The organism is Paenibacillus glycinis (assembly GCF_009909185.1).
GTDB classification, from domain to species: domain Bacteria; phylum Bacillota; class Bacilli; order Paenibacillales; family Paenibacillaceae; genus Paenibacillus_Z; species Paenibacillus_Z glycinis.
This window is the reverse complement of record NZ_JAAAMV010000023.1, coordinates 73335-92241: the sequence shown is the minus strand read 5'-3', so window position 1 is coordinate 92241 and position 18907 is coordinate 73335. Positions and strand designations below refer to the sequence as shown.

Annotated in this window: 15 protein-coding genes; all 15 read left to right on the top strand. The window is 57.9% G+C overall.

Annotation, left to right across the window (positions count from 1 at the left end; translation table 11 throughout):
• Positions 1–67 precede the first annotated feature (67 nt).
• The 15 genes from GT019_RS22880 to csrA all read left to right on the top strand — a co-directional run bounded on the left by GT019_RS22880 (position 68) and on the right by csrA (position 18812).
• Positions 68–4411 (top strand): Ig-like domain-containing protein, encoded by a 4344-nt coding sequence (locus tag GT019_RS22880; protein WP_161745748.1) that lies wholly within the window; start codon positions 68–70, stop codon positions 4409–4411.
• A 149-nt stretch (positions 4412–4560) separates the two neighbouring features.
• On the top strand, positions 4561–7263 hold the full coding sequence (locus tag GT019_RS22875; RefSeq protein ID WP_161745747.1) for a stalk domain-containing protein: 2703 nt from the start codon (positions 4561–4563) through the stop codon (positions 7261–7263).
• A 71-nt stretch (positions 7264–7334) separates the two neighbouring features.
• Entirely contained in the window at positions 7335–8495 is a 1161-nt protein-coding gene (locus tag GT019_RS22870) for a sensor histidine kinase (protein ID WP_161745864.1), read from the top strand.
• Positions 8496–8502: 7 nt separating this feature from the next.
• Positions 8503–9237, top strand: coding sequence for a response regulator (locus GT019_RS22865; protein ID WP_161745746.1), 735 nt, complete (start codon positions 8503–8505; stop codon positions 9235–9237).
• 288 nt (positions 9238–9525) lie between these two features.
• Complete coding sequence (locus GT019_RS22860; RefSeq protein ID WP_161745745.1) at positions 9526–10209, top strand: glycosyltransferase family A protein; 684 nt, start codon at positions 9526–9528, stop codon at positions 10207–10209.
• Positions 10210–10387: 178 nt separating this feature from the next.
• On the top strand, positions 10388–12424 hold the full coding sequence (locus GT019_RS22855) for a DEAD/DEAH box helicase (RefSeq protein WP_328804026.1): 2037 nt from the start codon (positions 10388–10390) through the stop codon (positions 12422–12424).
• Between the two features lie 8 nt (positions 12425–12432).
• Positions 12433–13242 carry a ComF family protein gene (locus tag GT019_RS22850; RefSeq protein ID WP_161745744.1) on the top strand — a complete coding sequence of 270 codons (810 nt, stop codon included), beginning with the start codon at positions 12433–12435 and terminating at the stop codon, positions 13240–13242.
• Positions 13243–13609: 367 nt separating this feature from the next.
• Entirely contained in the window at positions 13610–14038 is a 429-nt protein-coding gene (locus GT019_RS22845; RefSeq protein ID WP_161745743.1) for a TIGR03826 family flagellar region protein, read from the top strand.
• A gap of 147 nt (positions 14039–14185) precedes the next feature.
• Positions 14186–14464, top strand: coding sequence for a flagellar biosynthesis anti-sigma factor FlgM (gene flgM, locus GT019_RS22840; RefSeq protein WP_161745742.1), 279 nt, complete (start codon positions 14186–14188; stop codon positions 14462–14464).
• Positions 14465–14474: 10 nt separating this feature from the next.
• Positions 14475–14975 carry a flagellar protein FlgN gene (locus GT019_RS22835; RefSeq protein ID WP_161745741.1) on the top strand — a complete coding sequence of 167 codons (501 nt, stop codon included), beginning with the start codon at positions 14475–14477 and terminating at the stop codon, positions 14973–14975.
• A 19-nt stretch (positions 14976–14994) separates the two neighbouring features.
• Positions 14995–16515 (top strand): flagellar hook-associated protein FlgK, encoded by a 1521-nt coding sequence (gene flgK, locus GT019_RS22830; protein ID WP_161745740.1) that lies wholly within the window; start codon positions 14995–14997, stop codon positions 16513–16515.
• A 19-nt stretch (positions 16516–16534) separates the two neighbouring features.
• Entirely contained in the window at positions 16535–17443 is a 909-nt protein-coding gene (flgL, locus tag GT019_RS22825) for a flagellar hook-associated protein FlgL (RefSeq protein ID WP_328804025.1), read from the top strand.
• A gap of 1 nt (position 17444) precedes the next feature.
• Positions 17445–18023: a DUF6470 family protein gene (locus tag GT019_RS22820; RefSeq protein ID WP_235949028.1), complete on the top strand. Its 579-nt coding sequence runs from the start codon at positions 17445–17447 to the stop codon at positions 18021–18023.
• Between the two features lie 106 nt (positions 18024–18129).
• Positions 18130–18585, top strand: coding sequence for a flagellar assembly protein FliW (fliW, locus tag GT019_RS22815; RefSeq protein WP_161745738.1), 456 nt, complete (start codon positions 18130–18132; stop codon positions 18583–18585).
• Positions 18579–18812, top strand: coding sequence for a carbon storage regulator CsrA (gene csrA, locus GT019_RS22810; protein ID WP_161745737.1), 234 nt, complete (start codon positions 18579–18581; stop codon positions 18810–18812). Before fliW ends, csrA begins: the two co-directional genes overlap by 7 nt.
• Positions 18813–18907 lie beyond the last annotated feature (95 nt).

Genomic DNA, 18907 nt, shown 5'->3' with positions numbered 1-18907 from the left:
ACGTATTCGCAGTTGGGTATCATTCATAGTCGCAGCATTACTGGTCCTGCAGGTTGTCATAGGCGGATTGACCGCAGGACCGACGAAGGTTAAAGCCGCTTCGAGCGGTCCGGTTATTATCAACAAGTTACCGATGGCCAGCACGTCGAACGTTCCGACGAATACCAACCTTAGCCTTACGTTCGACGAGAACGTCAAGAAAGGAACGGGCAGCGCGACGATTCAGCTCCACAGGCAGCTGGACAACGTCGTCGTCGAATCTTTCGTCGTTGCCTCCGACAGCAGAGTGGCTATCGGTTCAGGCGACAACCGCAATGTCGTGACGATTTCGCCGAGCTCGAATTTCGCCCTCAATACGAGCTATTATGTCACGATCGATGCAGGCGCTTTCTTGAATGAAAGCAACAATGCCAATTTTGCCGGATTGACGAGCGCGGTCGGTTGGAGCTTTACGACGGTCGCTTCGGCGGATACGACGGCTCCGGTACTGAACTCCGGAGCGCCGTTCATTCCCGCGAATGGGGGAACGGCAGGCGTTGGCACGACGCTTACGATGAAGTTCAGCGAGCCGGTCTATGCGGCGATCGGAAGCATCACGGTAAAGAACACGGCGCAGTCATCCGATGAACAGTCGATCAGTGTTAATTCGATTGGGGTTAGCGGTAGCTCTACCAGTACCATCAGCGTCACGCTTCCAAACGTTTTGAATGGAAGCAGCAACTATGAAGTCCGAGTACCGAGCGGCGCCTTCCAGGATGCGGCAGGCAACTCTTTTGCAGGCGTAGGCTCGGGGCAATGGAGGTTTACGACCACGGCTCCGCCGCTGGGCAATCCAACGCTGCAGCCGGCTGACGATTCTTACGCGGTCAGCGTATCCACGAATCTTGTATTGAGCTTCAACAGGGCGGTTGTTGCCAATACGGGAACGATCACGCTTAATCGAATCTCCGATAATTCGACGGTGCAAACGATTAACGTCAACTCGGGCAGCGTATCGTATGTGCCAAACGGCTCAAACGGCGGGACGGACGTTATCATTAACCCATCCGATTTGGCTCCGAATACGGGCTTCTACGTTTTGATCGATCCGAACGCATTTAAGGATGCATCGGATTCATCAAAGCTGTATCAGGGCATCTCGGATGCGAGAACGTGGAGCTTCGTGACGGACCCGGGTAACGATACGACGCCGCCGACGCTGCTGTCGGACCGTAAACCGATAGGCGCGCAAGCAACGAAAACGGTCAGCCTGGAAATGAATTTCTCCGAGCCGGTGTATCCGGGAGCAGGCAATATTACGATTCGTTCGCAGCCTTCCGGTGCCGTTTTCACAAGCATTCCCGTCACGTCCTCCAAGGTTAGCGGCGGAGGGACGACGAAGATCACGGTAACGGACAGCAGCATAAATTACGCTAGCAACACAAGCTACTACGTGGAAATTGGCGGGCAAGCGTTCTCGGATGCGAAAGGAAACTATTTCGCCGGCATATCGGGATCGTCTTCATGGTCCTTCACGGTTACGCAGGACAATGATAAGCCTACGATGGTCTTGATTTTACCGGCAAACAACGCCCAGAACGTCCCATTGCAAGGGACGATTCTAGAGGCGACGTTCAACGAGCCAATCTTGCTTGGTTCCAATGCGTCGGCAATCAATGTCAAGCCGGCTGCCGGCAATTCGTCTATACCTACCACGATCTCCATCGATTCGTCAAATAACCGCAAGCTGCGCATTGCCGTTAATGGAACGATGGTCGCGAATACGGAATATTACGTTGAAATAGCCTCAGGCGCGGTAACCGATTTGGTCGGAAATGAATATGAGGGGATTCTCAATCAATATGCATGGAGGTTTAGGACGTCGAACAGCTCCTATGGTCCGCCTACGGTAACGGGGGCGAATTTGATTGGTTCGACCAAAATCGCCATTACCTTCAACGAAAATTTGAACGAAAGCGCTGCAGCGACCCCGGTTGGTGCTAATTTCTACGTGACGGTAAACGGTGCCGGCCGCACGGTATCGAACGTAAGCATCAGCGGCAATGTCGTAACGCTTACGCTCCAAAGCGCCGTTTCGTATGGACAAGTCATTCAGGTGTCATACTCCGCCGGCTCGAGACCGATTAAGGATTTGGATGGCACGGCGGCGGCCAACTTCTCCAACGTCAACGTGACCAATGTTCCGGATACGACGCCGCCGGTTCAAGCAAGCGGCTCGGTCAGCGGCAACATGATTCTCTTGACTTTCAGCGAAGAATTGGCGTCAGTCAGCTCCTATGCGAGTTCGCAGTTCACGGTATACGTTGATAATTCTTATCGATCGGTTACGAATATCTCGAGTTCGGATAATATCGTATTCCTAACGTTCAACGGTGCTGCTCCGTCGACTGGACAAACCGTGTCGGTATCCTACTCAAGTTCATCATCGTATCCGCTCAAGGATCTGGCAGGCAACCAGCTGGCTTCCTTCAGCAATTTTTACGTGCAGAACGGCCAGGACCAATTAGCCCCGGCACTGCAAAGCTTAACCTCATCCGGATCGACCGTTACGTTGTCCTATAACGAGGCGTTGAACTCGTCGCTCGTTCCGCAGACATCGGCATTCATCGTCACGGTCAATGGTTCGGCGCGTTCGGTCTACAACGTCAGAATCAGCGGGGCGCAGGTCATATTGACGCTCTCGGCGGCGACATTGACGGGAGATGCCGTGCTTGTCTCCTATCTTGGCGGATCTCCCGCGCTAACGGATCTCGGCGGCAATGCGGCGCCGGCTTTCAGCAGCATGCCGACCAACGGCAGCAACGGGTCATCATCGCTTGCTTTGAACGGAATTATCGCCAAGGGCGGCACGATTACCGTCAGCTTCTCGGCGCCGTTGAACACGGGCTACACGCCAACGACGTCGCAATTCTCGGTGAAAGTAAACAATGTCACGCGTCCGATTTCCAATGCTACGATTAGCGGCGCCGCTGTCGTGCTCACGGTGTATCCTGCGATAAGCATCGGAGACGCTGTGAAAGTCAGCTACAGCAACGCGGGCATCGGCCCCCGCTCGACAACGGGCGTTATGCCGGCATCCTTTACCGATGTGTCCGCGGCGAATCAGACAACGTGGGCCGATAACGCCGGAGGAGACTTCGAAGTGGCGACCGGCGGCGGGATAGCGATCAAAACATCGGTTGCGACAACCTCGTCCGCCGTATCTCCCGCCGGTATCCCGACCAATCAGTACGCCATTACGGCAGAGAAAATGACGAATGCGTATAATGCGGTACGTTCGGTCAGCGGCACGTTGCCTCGCGTCGTCTTTACCGTACCGAGTACGGAAAACGCGGCGATCGTCGCCTTTCCGCTGGGGGCGATGGAGGACGCCAAGAAATTGACCTCCAATGCCTCGATCGTCGTCGCGTACAAAGCGGTCACGTACGAAATTCCGCTTAGCGCGCTGAACTTCCCGCAACTGGCGCAGATGATGAACGCGGCCGGGGCAGTCGGACAATTGATCGTCTCCATCGACACGAGCGCAGGTTCCCTGGCCGGCGCTTTGAACACGCAGCTCGGCAGCTTAGGGGCGCAATCGCTCGTGAGTCCGGTCAGCTTTCAGCTGGCGGTCTCGAACAACGGGCAGACGAAACCGGTGGACAACCTGAGCGGATACGTAACCCGCACGATTACCACTTCCGCGAACGTGGACGGCAAGCAAACGGCGGTCGTCTGGCTGGATCCGCAGACGAACAAGGTTTCGTACGTGCCGACGCAGGTAACGCAGGTCAACGGTCAATCCGTGATTATGTTCAAACGGAAAGGGAACAGCGTATATGCCGTCGTGAAAGGCGCGACGAAATATACCGATCTGACGAAGCACTGGGCACAGAACGACATTTTGCTTATGGCCAACAAGTATATCGTCGAAGGCAGCACGCTCACGACCTTTGCGCCGAATAAACCCGTTACGCGCGGCGAATTCGCGATGTTCATCGCGAAAGGACTCGGGCTTAGCGGCGATAAGGCGGCAGCGGGGAAATTCAAGGACGTGAACACGTCCACGGTCCTCGCGGCTTACATCGGGGCGGCCGCCACGTCCGGCATCGTCCAAGGCATGACGGACGGCACGTTCAAGCCGAACAACGCGGTCACCCGCGAAGAGATGGCGACGATGATGATTCGCGCGGCCAGCGCCGCCGGCGTTCAGATCACGCTTTCGGATACCGCCGGCAATATCTTAAAACGGTTCGCCGATCGCGGCAAGATCGGCACCTGGGCGCAGAACGACGTCGCGAAAGCGGTCCAAGCGAGCATCATCAGCGGCCAGGCGGCGAACAAGTTCGGCGGCAAGAACAAAGCGACGCGCGCGGAAGCGGCCGTGATGGTGAAGCGTCTGCTGGACTACGTGAATTTCCTCGATATTTAGTAGAAATAGGGCTATCCGGTCGAATCGACACGGATAGCTTTTTTTTGTCGGTTAATAGAGGCTGATAGGACTATTCTATCAGACGTAACTTTTCCATTGGTTTCTTAGTCTAAACTACTAGACTTTGAGACGGGAGAGTTGTTAGAGAAATGCGGAACGAACAGAAGACGAACCGGATGCCGGGCAAAAACGGCAGACGCTTGCTGATATGGACACTTGGGGCTTCGCTGCTTGCGCAGCCATTGATGATTGCCGTACCGGCCTTTGCGTCGGCAGCGGCTAACGGAACGAACACGAATGCCGTGCAGGCCGCACTCAAGCAGCTTGTGCAGATCAATGCGGAAATGATTACGTCGGGCGCCAAGCGCGTCGATTATTCGTGGACCGGCAAGGCCGGAGCAACGCCTTCGAAGGTGCATGTCATCGAAGTGGACCTGACGAATCCGTACGTGAAGCTCGATGTCATGAACGGCAAGGCAGGCTCCGTATCGAGCGTCGGCTCGGTCGGCAACATGGTGAGCCAAACCGGCGCGGTAGCCGGCGTGAACGGGGATTATTTCAATACGGCCAGCGGCAAAGGCAATCCGATCGGCGCCGAAGTGACGGGCGGACAGCTCGTCTCGAGCCCTTCGCAGCTGACGGGCATGTATGCCTTCGCGCTGACGAACGAGCATAAGCCGACGATTGATACATATGGTTTTGAAGGGGCGGTAACGGCGGCCGACGGTTCCGTCTTCCCGCTGTCCGGCATCAACAAGGCGGCTTACAAGACGGAGCCGGACAACGCGTTCAGCCATGCCAACGCCATGTACATCTATACGGGCGCTTGGACGCAGACGAGACCGGACATCACCGACAGCTCCACGACGCCGACGGAAATTCTGGTGCAGAACGGCGTCGTCACGCAGTTCGCCGACAATAAGATGATCGCGGGCAGCGTGCCGGCCGACGGATATATTCTCCGGACGCACGGCAAGGCGGCCGAATACGCGCGCGCGCATTTGCAGGTGGGAACCCAAGTCTCGGCCAGCTATAATCTGATCGCGCAATCGACCGGCCAGAAGATCGACCCGGGCTCGCTGCAAATGCTGATCGGCGGACATACCATCCTGGTCAACGGCGGCGCCGCGGCATCCTTCTCCCGCAGCACGAGCAGCATCAGTCCGAACAGCGACCGCGCGCGCACGGCGCTGGGGTACTCGAAGGACGGCAGCAAGGCGTTCATCATCACGGTGGAGGACAGCGATAACAGCTTGGGCGTAACGCTCTCCGAATTGCAGCAGATTATGGTGCAGGCGGGCGTATGGAAAGGGATGAACCTGGACGGCGGCGGATCCACGACGATGATCTCCCGCCCGCTCGGGGAGACGGCGGCGCAGCTCGCGTTTCCGACGGAATACGGCGTGACGCAGCGCCTGGTCGCGAACGGCCTGGGCGTCTTCTCGACGGCGCCCGCGGGCGCGCTGATGGGCATCAAAGCGAGCGGCAGCAGCGTGCTGTTCGTCGGACAGCAGGCGACGTACGCGATGAAAGCCTACGATACGTTCTACAATCCGATCGATCCCGGGACGCTGCAGCCGCAATGGCTGGTCGGCTCGGCGCTGGGCAGCTTCTCGGGCAACACGTTCACGGCGGCCAAAGCGGGCACGACGACCATTACCGTAAAATCCGGCAACGCAAGCGACAAGCTGCCGATCGAGATCGTGGGCGGCGACGCCATCGCCTCCATGACGGTGGATGCCGGCTCGCTCGTGCTCGAGCAAGGCAAATCCATGGCGCTTCCCGTGCATGCCACGCTGAAGGACGGCCGCAAAATGACGGTTCCGGCAGCCTCGATCAAATGGGAGCTGCGCGGCTTCACGGGCTCCGTGAAGGACGGCACGCTCACGATCGATGCCGTGAACCCGTCCGCGGAAGCCGGTTACGTCATTGCCCATTACGACAATTTCTCGACGATGGCGGTACTTACCGCGGGCGCCGACAAAAAATTCGAAGATTTCGAGAGCCAGACCTATCCAATTTCGTTCCAAGGTACGAATGGTGTAGTAGGCACGTCCTCCGTCGTCGCGGGATTGCCCGGGACGAATAGTTCGAGCGTCGTGCAGCTGCAGTATGATTTTACGGGCGGAAGCGGGACGAAGGCCGCTTATGCCGTCCTGAACGGCACGGGCCGCAAAGTGGACGGCAGCCCGTCCGGGATGACCATCGACGTGATGGGCGACGGCAGCCTGAACTGGGCACGGGCCGAGTTTATCGACAGCAAGGGCGCCGCGCACCTGATCACGCTGGCCAAGCAAGTGGATTGGACCGGATGGAAGACGATAAAAGTAAATTTGGCGGCCGAAGGAATGGCCTATCCCGTCACGTTGAAGCGGCTTTACGTCGCCTCGCTGGAAGACGGGCAGGACGAACGCGCGCTGACGGGCGCGCTGGCGTTCGACAACCTTGCGTTCCAGTACCCGGCGGTCGTGCCCGAGCCGCCGCGAGCGAAGATCGGCTTGAAGATGGGCTCCAAGAACGCCACCGTCGGCGGCCAGGCGTATAAGCTCGACGTGGCGCCGCTGCTGCTGAACGGCACGACGTATCTCCCGCTGCGCTTCGTGACCGAAGCCATGGGAGCCCAGATCGATTGGGACGCTGCGCTGAAACGCGTCTCCGTGCTGCGCGGCGGACAATTGCTGGAAATGTGGGTCGGACGTAACGATTTCGTGCTGACGGGCGTGCGAAAGCAATCCGAAGTCGCGCCGATCACCCGCAGCGGACGCACGCTTGTCCCGATTCGCCTCGTATCCGAGCAATTAGGCCTACGCGTAAATTGGGATGGAAAATTGGGCACGATTACCGTCGAATGATATGGATGCCTGCGACTGATTATGTGATATGATAGAATTAGTAGAACATGCAGAAAGTGGGCCGGGGAAGCATGGATTATCGCGTGGACGATATCGATAAAGTCATCAAGAACGCCGTTCTTGTCATGGAGGACAGCAAATATCAGATTTTCGAGATTTGCGAATCTGCGCGCAAAGAAATGTTTTCGCTGGGCCAAGAATTGAGCCAAGTACTGGAAGAAGCCGGGAATATTATCGATAAGGTGGACCAGCTCGAGCTGGACTACCGCCGGGCAAGGATCCGGTTGACTGAAGTCAGCCGGGACTTTGTCCGATATAAAGAAGAGGACATCAAAACGGCCTACGAGAAAGCGACGCAGCTTCAGCTGGATCTAATGATGTTCCGGGAAAAAGAAACGTATCTGAAAGCCCGCCGCGACGAATTGCAGAAGCGGGTCCGCAATGTCGAGAAGTCCATCGAACGGGCGGAATCGATCGCTTCCAAGATCAACGTGGTGCTGGAGTACTTGTCCGGAGACTTGAATCAGGTGACGCGTATCCTGGAGTCCGCCAAGAACCGACAGCAGATCGGGCTGAAGATCATTTTGGCCCAGGAGGAAGAGCGCAAACGAATCGCGCGGGAGATCCATGACGGCCCGGCGCAATCGCTTGCGAATATAGTGCTTAGGACGGAAATTGCGGAACGCATGCTGATGAAGCAGGAATTTCAAATCGTGCAGGAAGAATTAATAGATTTGAAGAGTCAGGTACGTTCGGGCATCGAGGAGATCCGCAAGATCATTTTCAATTTGCGTCCGATGGCGTTGGATGATCTGGGACTCGTGCCTACCCTTCGCAAGTATATTCAGGATTACGAAGAAAAAAGCAAGATTCGCACGATGTTCGAAACGATCGGCAAGGAAGCCCGGCTGCCCTCGGCCATGGAAGCTGCGATTTACCGCATGGTGCAGGAAGCGTTCAGCAATGCGTTCAAGCATGCGAATCCGTCTTATGTCTCGCTCGAAATGAACTATCAAGCGCAAATGGTGAAAATTGTCGTCAAAGACAACGGCGTCGGATTCCAACCGAGCCTGATTGAATCCAAAGCCAAAAACAGCGTCCATTTCGGGTTGATCGGCATGCGCGAGCGGGCGGAGCTGCTTGAAGGGAGGATGGAGATCGAATCCGCGATCAACGAAGGCACCAAAATCACGATTCATATCCCCATCAACGCGGAAACTAGAAAGGAGTAAATGACGAATGACGATCGAAATGAAAGCTTCTAGCGGCAAGCGCAAAATCAAAGTATTGATTGCTGACGATCATCAGCTATTCCGCGAAGGGCTTAAGCGGATTCTCAATATGGAAGATGATTTGGAAGTCATCGGAGAATGCAACGACGGAATCCAGGTATTGGAATTCTGCAACCAGAACAAGCCGGAAGTCGTGCTCATGGACATCAACATGCCCATCGAGAACGGCGTCGTGGCGACGGAACGGCTCCGCGATATTTTCCCGGAAGTAAAAGTCATTATACTCTCCATTCACGACGACGAGAGCTACGTTTTCGAGACGCTTCGCAAGGGCGCGAGCGGCTACCTGTTAAAGGATATGGAAGCGGAAGCGTTGGCGAACGCGATTCGTTCCGTCGTGAACGGTTATGCGTACATCCACCCGAAGGTGACGGGCAAGCTGATCAACCAGCTTCGCCGCATGACCTATCTCGACGAGATCGGCGCGACCTCCGGAGCGGCGGCGGCAAGGGAAACCGGCGTCAAGTTCATTCCGAGCGAGGACAATCCGCTGACGCGCCGGGAGGCAGAAGTGCTTCGGTTGATGGCAGAGGGCAAGAGCAACAAGATGATCGGCGAATTCTTGTTCATCAGCGAGAAGACGGTCAAAAACCATGTAAGCAGCATTTTGCAGAAAATGGAAGTCGACGACCGCACGCAGGCCGTCATTCACTCCATCAAGTTTGGCTGGGTTACGCTGTAAACGGGCTATACATACGAACGAAAAAGGCTTCCGCATCGATGCGGGGGCCTTTTTCGCGGTTGAAGGGCATTATGGGAACGAACTGATCGAAGGGATGACCGGAATAACCGCGATGCATGCGGATGGAACGATGCGCTACCTCCGCGCATGAGGTTGATTGCCGTCACGCGTCGTCGCCTCCGCGCAGATTGTTGCGCGAGTCGCCGAAAGCCCCTTTCTTGTCCACAAATGGCCGTAACCTCTGGGCGCGCGGCGGCATATGATGTCACATAAAGGAGGTGGACGCCTTTGATTACGGTATTATTATGGATCCTGGGCTGCTACGTTGCCGCTGCCGCCGTCGTCTACGTCTTCTCGGCTATGCGCCTCGGGCGCGAACGCCGCGCCAAGCATTACGTGCTGATCGCCGGCAACGAGGGGGCGCGGATGGAATGGTATATGCGCTCGCTTCGCCGTTTCTCGCATATGACCGGCACGGACGTGAAGGTGACGATCGTCGACAACGGCTCGGAGGACGACACGCTGAGCATTGCGCGGGTATTTGCCAAACACGGAATGAATGTGCGGGTACATGCGGGCGAAAGCGCGGAGATGATGGCGAACCGGATGGACGTCGGGCCAGGGGACGGAACGCGGGGTCATGAGGCCGTTCGCGAGACGACTTCGGCTGCTGAGTTGCCGCCGCTTGCGCCGGCTTCCCCTGTCGAAAAGGCAGACGAGGCGAAGAAGCATGACGGGCACCCCGGAAAATGGCAACGGTTACGCGCGGTTTGGCGGTGGAGAGTCGGCGGTCGCGGAGCTGCGTCCGCGGGCTTGGACGGGTCCGGGCAATCGGGCAAAAGCAGCGGGAAGCCGCTGGAACCGACGCACTTGCTGTGGATGCTGCAGGCGGAGGGCATCGTATCCGAGAGGGAGCATGCCGTCCTGATCGACCTGCGGGATCCGGCGGATTTGTCGAAGCTGCCGTTCTGATCGGCGACGGATCGGCAGGCGAACGCGCGGAAGGATTGCGTGCCTTGGGAGGGCGATGTATAATTAGACCAACTGAATATTTCGACGAGTGAAGCACACCCGTAGGACTGCCGGAAGGCGGTTCGTGGGCGTGCTTTTTTGGTTTTTCGGGCGCATGGCATGCGGAGGAGGAGAACAAGTGAAGGTTGTTGTGTATGCGGTTGCCGCAGGCAAGCGCTCTTGGGCGGGCTGGTCGCTGGCGCCCGAGATCGATACGGCGTATTGGCTTGATCCGGGGTATCGGGCGGAGGCGGAGCTGGCGTTTCGAGAAAAGGGGAACGACGCGCCTAGCCGGGTGCACGATCGACAGCCCGCAGCCGGAGCTGGGGAGGCTGGCGAGGCGGAACGGCTGGTCGCCTGGACGGAGCCGCTGCCGCTCGGCCATGCGCTGGCCGTTGCGGAGCGGTGGCCCGGCGGGCGCCTGCCGGGCCGGCGCTTGGATCAAACGTTGTCGCGTTTGATCGCGGACGCGTGGGCGGGCGACGCCCGCCTGGGGCTGCCGGTTCCGCGGCAGCCTGCGGCACATGCGGCGCATGTGCCGCGCGCGGCCGAGCCGGGCGCCGGCCGCGCGGACGCGCATGCGCTGGCGGCGCGCGCTTGCCGCGCCGCTGCGCTGCTGCAGGGACGAGCGCTGCTCGTCAGCGAGGCGCTCGCCCTGCTCGAGGCCGCGGGCGCGGCCGGGCCGGCCGGCGCCGTGCCGGCGACTTGGAGCGCGTGGGCGCCCGCGCTCCAGCTGGCCGCGCTGCTCGGCCGGCTGCGCCTCGGCGGCGCGGTCGCCCCGCAGCCGCAGCCCCGGCTGCTGCGGTGGCGGCAAGCGCTGGGCGCCAGGCCGCGCCCGCGGCTCCGCTGCCAGCGCTGCGGCAGCGGCACGGCGCGCATGCGCCGAACGCCATGCGCCGCGTGCGGCCGCGCATGCGCGTACTGCGAGGCGTGCCTCACCATGGGCCGCAGCCGCGAATGCGGCCTGCTCATCCTCGGCTCGCCGGGCTCTCCCGACGCCGGCGGCAGTTCGCCCGCCGTGAGCCCGCGGTCCGAGCCCATCATGCCGGCGGCTCGAGCCATGCCGCGCCAAGCTGCGGCGCCCGATCTCGCCGTCTGGAACCTCAGCCCCGCGCAGACGGCCGCCGCTTCCGCAGCGCTGGCTTACATCAACGCCCCGGGCGACCCCCGGCAGCCCCGCCGCAGGTTCCTGCTCTGGGCCGTGACGGGAGCGGGCAAGACCGAGATGATCTTCCCGCTCATCGCATCGGCATTGGCCCGTGGCGGCCGGGCGCTAATTGCCACGCCCAGGCGGGATGTCGTGCTGGAGCTGGATCCGCGCATTCGCAAAGCGTTCCCGGGCGCGGCGGTCGTCACGCTGTACGGCGGCAGCGAGCAGCGCTGGGAGCAGGGCGAGATCACGCTCGCCACGACGCATCAGCTTTTTCGCTTCCGCGAAGGATTCGATCTTGTCATCGTCGACGAGATCGACGCGTTTCCCTATCACGGCGACCCGATGCTGCACTTTGCCGCCGAGAACGCGCGCACGCCGGACGGCACTCACGTGCTCTTGTCCGCAACCCCGCCTGCCGCGCTCCGAGCGGAAGCCAGGCTTGGCCGATTGGCGCATGTGCGCGTTCCGGTCCGATTCCACCGGCATCCGCTTCCCGTGCCGGCCCTGCTTTCCATGCCGCCCGTGCGCAAGCTGCTTCGGCAGCGCGGCCTTCCGCGGGGACTGACGTCCGCGCTCGGCCGTTCGATCGACCGCGGCGCGCAGCTGTTCGTCTTCGTGCAGCAAATCCGCGACGTGGAGCCGCTTGCGGCCAAGCTGCGGCGCTTTTTCCCGGCGATCGTCATCGCGGGCACCTCGTCGCAGGACCCCGATCGAACGGACAAGGTTCAGCAATTTCGCGCGCGCGCCATCCGGCTGCTCGTCACGACGACCATCCTCGAACGGGGCGTCACGGTGCCGAAGAGCGATGTCTTCATTCTCGATGCGGACGGCAGGCTGTTCGACGAGGCGTCGTTGATCCAGATGGCCGGCAGGGCCGGGAGATCGAAGGACGATCCCGCGGGGAACGTCTACTTCTGCGCGCCGGAACGCACGCGTGCCCAGACATCCGCGATTGCCCAGATTCGAAGCATGAACCGCATTGCAAGGCGCCATGGCTATCTTATCGAGAATGAAAGGCGGTGACCGGAAGAATGTCGGTCGGTTCGATTTTGCGCTCGTTCCGGCGAGCGTTTCCCGCGTTCACGGCGCTGCTCGCCGCGAACGCGAATGCCTGCCTGGTCTGCGGCGGCCGCTGCGAACCGCGGCAGCAGGGACATTTCGGCTCCCTGTGCAGGACTTGCTTTCGCGGCATTCCATGGATCACCCGCGTCTATTGTCTGATATGCGGCCGGCCCGAGCATTGCCCCGACTGCGTTCGCCGCGCGCGGGCCGCGTTCGTGCTGAGCCGCTCGGCCGTGCGCTATGACGCCGCGATCCGGGCGTGGATCGCGCAGTACAAATACGGCGGCAACGAGGCGTTCGAACCTCTGCTGGGCGAATTGCTGACGATGGCCTATCGCGGCCTTTGCGCCGAACTCCGGCTCCCGCCTTCCATGCCGCGGCGCTTCGATGCCGTTATTCCCGTGCCGGTCAGCGAAGCCCGGCTTCTCGAGCGCGGCTTCAACCAAGCGGAGCGGCTGGGCGGGCGCCTGGCGGAATCCGAAGGCATTCCGCTCGTCGATGCGCTGCGGCGGACGCGGCATAGCGTCAAGCAAAGCGCCAAGACACGGGGCGCGAGGCTGCGCGACACGCATAATCTGTTCCGGGCCGACAGCGCCGCAGTGGCGGAATTGCTGCATTCGCGCAGCCGGCCGGACAGCTGCCGCCTTCTGCTGATCGACGATATTTACACGACCGGCAGCACGGTCAACGCTTGCGCCGAGGCTTTGGCGGACGCCTTGAGGCAAGCTGCGCCGACCCTGCGTTTTGAAATCTACTGTCTCACGCTCGCACGGTCGTAGGAATCAGACCGATGCACAGCTACAGCCGCTTGCCTCGCAATCTCGCGGTTTAACTGCCTGTCTATCCGTTCGCCTGATCCGAACGATCGATTCAAATCCGCGATTCTGATTGTCCTTCCGTTACTTTCTGCACCTCGCGCGGCTCCTCGGGCGAGGCGTGACGGCGCATGATGGCTGCCAACCTCGTCGATTGGAGCGTGCAATGCCACGGTAAACGGCAACGTTTCCGGATACCCGCAGCTCCCGGCCCAACGGCAGCCGGCGCGCGTTTCTTTCCCGGCAGCCCGTCCAAAAAAAAGGGTGAATTTTGTCAACGTATGAGTTAATATGAAGTCACGATTCGCGACCTGGAAGGGAGCATGAAGAGATGGATCTCGACAACTGCCCGCGCTGCGGCAAATTGTTCGCGAAGAATTTCCGCGATGTTTGCCCGGCCTGCATTAAAGCCATTGATAACGAATACACGTTGTGCGCGGACTACCTCCGCAAACATAAAGGCGCCAATATCACCGAGCTGACGGAAGCCACGGACGTAAGCATCAAGCAAATCACGAAGTTTATCAAAGAGGGCCGGATATCCCTGATCGGCGCGCCGAACCTGATGTATCCGTGCGAGATGTGCGGCACTCTGATCCGGGAGCATAACAAATGCGACAGCTGCCGGGCTAAACTTCTGCAAGAGGTGAACAAGGTGAGACCGGATCAGCCGGCAAAGGAACAGGCCGACCCCGCGAAGGCGCCGTCGTCGGTCGCATCCGTCTACCGCATCATGGATCGAACCACGCGAAACAAATAACCGCATCATGCCCGGCGAAGCGAATCTCGTAGATTCTCCTCCGCCGGGCTTTTTTATAGGCCAAAGATTGGCTATAAATAATTAAATGGAATTGCCGATAATACTTGTATTAGCGAATCGGCTTTTTGAAATGTTGGAGGGATGAACGTGAAGATCAACCAAACGCAGCGGGTTAATGCGGTGAATCCGTACCAGAAACAAAACGACCAACAGGCGGGCAGCCTAAGCCGCAAACGGAAAACGGACGAGGTTCAAATTTCGGCGGAGGCGCAGGAGATGCTGTCCTACAGCCGGGTCAACGATCCGGAACGGGCAAAGCGGATCGACGAGCTCAAGGAATCCGTCAGCTCGGGAACCTATCGAGTGGAATCCGGCAAAATCGCCGAAAAGCTCCTCCCGTATCTGAAAAATCATAAACAAGAATAGGTGAATTTCCGTGAACGTCGAGACGATTATCGCAACGCTGGAAATGCAGGCGGAAGTTTACGATCAATTGCTGGCCTTGGCGAAAGAGAAGACGCCTTATCTTGTTCATAATAAAGTGGATCTGCTGAACGCCACCATTCAGAAGGAACGGAAGCTTCTGAAGACGGCGGAGGAACTGGAACAACAGCGCATGAGACTCTCGGGACAATATTTCACGAGCTTGAACATGCTGCGTTACAAAGGCGGCAAGATCAGCGAAATGATCAAAACCGTCACCTCTCCCTACGAGAAGCAGCGGCTGACCGAGCTTCATGTCCGGCTTACGGATTCGCTAGGCGAGCTGAAGAATGTCACCCAGCTTAATCAGCAGCTCATCGAGCAATCGCTGAAGTTCATCGACTATTCGATCGATCTGCTGATGGATGACCCGAACAGCGAGTATACCTACCAGCATCCCCAGAACAATACGCGCGGCAAAAACCCGTATGCAAGATATGATCAGAGAAGATGATTGAGGGAGGTCGGCTGAGATGACATCGACATTTCATAGCATAGAAACCGCCAAGCGCAGCTTATTGACGACGAGGGTCGGGCTCGGCACGCTCGGACACAATATTTCGAACGCCAATACGGAAGGGTATACCCGGCAGAGGGTTCAAATTCAGGCGTCCCGGCCGATCGAGGCTTTCGGGATGACCCATTCGACCGCTGCCGGCCAGATCGGCACGGGCGTTGAAGCAACGGCGATCAATCGGATCCGCAATTCGTTTCTCGACACGCAATTTCGCGACGAGAACAAGTATCTCGGCAGTTGGGAGATTCGTTCGGACACGCTCAGCAAGCTGGAGACGATCGTTAACGAGCCCTCCGATACCGGCATTCGTACCGTGCTGGATAATTTCTGGTCGTCCTGGTCGGATCTCAGCAAGGACCCGGAGAACACGACGAATCGTGAAATCGTCAAACAAAACGCGCTCGCGCTTGTCGACGCTTTCAATCAGACGAGCCAGCAGCTGCAGAGCTTGAGCGACGACCTGACCGAATCGATCGGCACGAAAGCGCAGCAGGCAAACGTCATCCTTCACTCGATCGCCGACCTCAACGAGCAGATCAAACGGATCGAATCGACCGGCGACAGCGCCAACGACCTGCGCGACCAACGCGACCTTTATACCGATCAGCTGTCCAAGATGATGAACGTCAACGTGTCCGATACCGGCGACGGGTATACCATTGCCATGGGCGGAACGAATCTGGTGCAGGGCACGGAAGTGACGGAATTGACGGCCGCGTCGATCGAAGGCGCCTACGCGTCCGGGGATTTGAACAACGGCGATTTGTTCGGGACGATCGTCTCGCGCGACGTGAACGTGAAAGGCTATCAGGATCAACTCGACACGATCGCTAAGACGTTGGCCGAAGGCGAGTTGCAGGTTACGATTCCTGCGGGCTCCGTCTACAACGGCGTGACGCTGGCGAGCGATCAGGTCGTGACGGTCAAAGGCGTGAACGGCTTGCATAAATTAGGCTTCACGAACGACAAGACGATCACGCAGGGCTCGGATTTCTTCACGTTCGATACGACTTCCGGCGCGTCGGGTTTTACGGCCGCGAGCATCCGGGTGAATCCGGATATCGTGAAGGACAGCAACAAGATCGCGGTATCCATGCGCACCTCCGGCACGTCGGTCGTCAGCGGCAACAATACGATGGCGCTGCTGATTTCCCAGTTGAAGGACACGAAATTCTCCTTTGACCAGACGGCGACCGGCGGACCGATTACGAGCACGACGATGGGCACGTTCTACAATTCCATGGTAGGCTCGATCGGCATCCAGGCGCAGGAAGCAAACCGGCAGTACGACAATGCCAACTCCTTGGTGACGCAGGCGGATAGCGCGCGTCAATCGGTAAGCGGCGTTTCCTTGGATGAAGAGATGTCGGACATGATCGTATTTCAAAATGCATATAACGCCGCGGCGCGGTTCATGACCGTGATCGACGAGACGCTCGATAAATTGATTAACAGCACGGGTGCGGTAGGCAGATAAACACTAGGAGGCAAGCGAAATGTCGATGCGAGTAACCCAAAACATGACGAGCGCACGTTTGGTTCAGAATTTGAACGCGAACATGCGCAAAATGGCGATTCAGCAGGATCAAACCTCGACCGGACGAAAAATCAACAAGCCATCCGACGATCCGGTGGGCATGACCTACGGGCTTCGTTACCGGTCGGATCTTACGGCGAATACGCAATATCAGGATAATGTCGCCTCCTCGTTATCGTGGTTGGACTTCTACGATACCCAGCTTGACCAAGCGACGCAGGTGCTGCAGCGCGTAAACGATCTGGCCGTTCAAGGCGGTACGGGAACGAATACGCCGGACTCGTTGGAGAGCATCAACAAGGAGATCGCCCAGCTTAAAAACCAGATGACGGATATCGGCAACAGCAGCTTCAACGGAAAGTATGTATTTAGCGGCCAGATGTTCGAGCAACCTCCATTTCCGGCCGGTACCGATCCGAAGACGGTCTCTCCGGACGCCGGCGGCGTAACCTACGAGATCGGCGAAGGCATCACGATGGATGTCAACCTGACGGGGAATCAAGTGTTTGGCGACGCGGATCCCGCAGGCACGACGGATAATGTATTCTCGACGTTCGATCGTTTGTCGGCTGCCCTGCAGGCAGGGGATTACGCGGGCGTTTCGGCGGAGATCACGAACATCAAGTCCCGCATGAACAAAATCATCTCCGCCCGTTCGGAAAACGGCGCGAAGACGAACCGGGCAGAGCTGATGCAGAACCGAATGGAAACCATGAGCGACGGGCTAACCGCGCTGCAATCAAAGACGGAGGATGCGGACATCGATCAGTTGTTTATCGACTCCACGGTGACTCAGAACGTCTATCAGGCTTCCTTGTCCGTCGGAGCGAAGATCATTACGCCATCGCTCGTTAATTTCCTGAACTAAGATGAGACTGCCACAGCTGCAAATCACCAGTCAGCCTGCGGTGCTTGGTATCCAGACGGAATGGGGCGTCAGGACCATTCGGTCGGAGCGGGCCGAAGTGAACGTGCATACCGAGCAGCCTCATATGGATGTTCAATCGCATCGGCCGGTGATGAATGTGGATCAGTCGGCTACCTGGGATGCAATCAATGGCGGTAAACTTGAGGAATTAACCAAGCGGTTGGTATCCCAGACAACTAGCTATGTGCAACAATATATTCAGGCAACTAACGACAAATGGCGAACCATCGCGGATTTGGCGAAAACCAAGGTAAACCCGATTCCCGATTTGGCGTATGCATCCATAGGCAGGCAAAAGCCGGCACTTCCGGTATTCGGCCCGGCATCGAGGCTGAATACCCGCATCGAGTTTTCGGTGCAGAAGCCGGATATTCAGGTGCAGCCCGGCAATGTTTCGATCGATGTCGTTACGAATCAGCACCCGGATATCCAATTTACGCCGGGTAAAGTCCATTACACGATGGAGCGTTACCCCAAAGTAACGGTTACGCCGCCGCCGATCGTCGATCTGATGGTATAATAAAACGCGGAAAGCGAACTACCCCGTAAAGCTATAGCATCGTGCATACGTGCTATAGCTTTTGCGTATTTAAAACGGCAGATGAGATGAAAACGAGGTGTGAATCATGATCGTTCAAACCATTCGGTTTGGCCAGCTAGAGATCGAAGATAACGAGATTATTTGTTTCCCGCAGGGGATTCCCGGTTTTCCTGAATACAAAAAGTATACGATGATTTCGTTGGAGGACAGCCCGTTTTATTTCTTGCAGTCCGTGGACGAGGGAAGCCTTTCTTTTGTATTGGCATCGCCCTTTGAATTTTTTCCGGACTACGAGTTCGAGCTGAAGACGGATGTCTTGCATGAATTAGGTAACCCGGAACCCGAACAAATCGGGGTTCTTAACATCGTAACCGTAAAAGACGGGATCGAGGAGGCGACGGCAAATCTTGCGGCCCCCATCGTATGGAACGCGGTTAGCCGTTCTGCCATTCAGGTCGTATTGCAAGACACGCCTTACCGCACCAAGCATTTGCTGTTTGCGTCGATGCCCGGCAACGAAGGGGAGGGTGCATCATGTTAGTCTTAAGCCGCAAAAAAGGCGAAACGATCATGATCGGCAACGACATCGAGCTGACGGTGCTGGAGGTACTTGCGGACGGGGTGAAGCTTGGCATTTCGGCTCCTAGAGAGGTCGGCATCCTGCGCAAGGAGTTGTTCGTAGCGATTGCCGATACGAACAAGGAGGCGCGGAATTCGTTGTCCGCGTTGTCCGATCTTCAGGACCGCTACAAGGCGTTCAAAAAATAAAAATAATGTCTAAAGCACTAAACAATTAGCAAATTCTGCCGATATATAGTTTAGAGTTGATTAAGGGCGGCCGACCTTTTTTCAACTTTACCGCA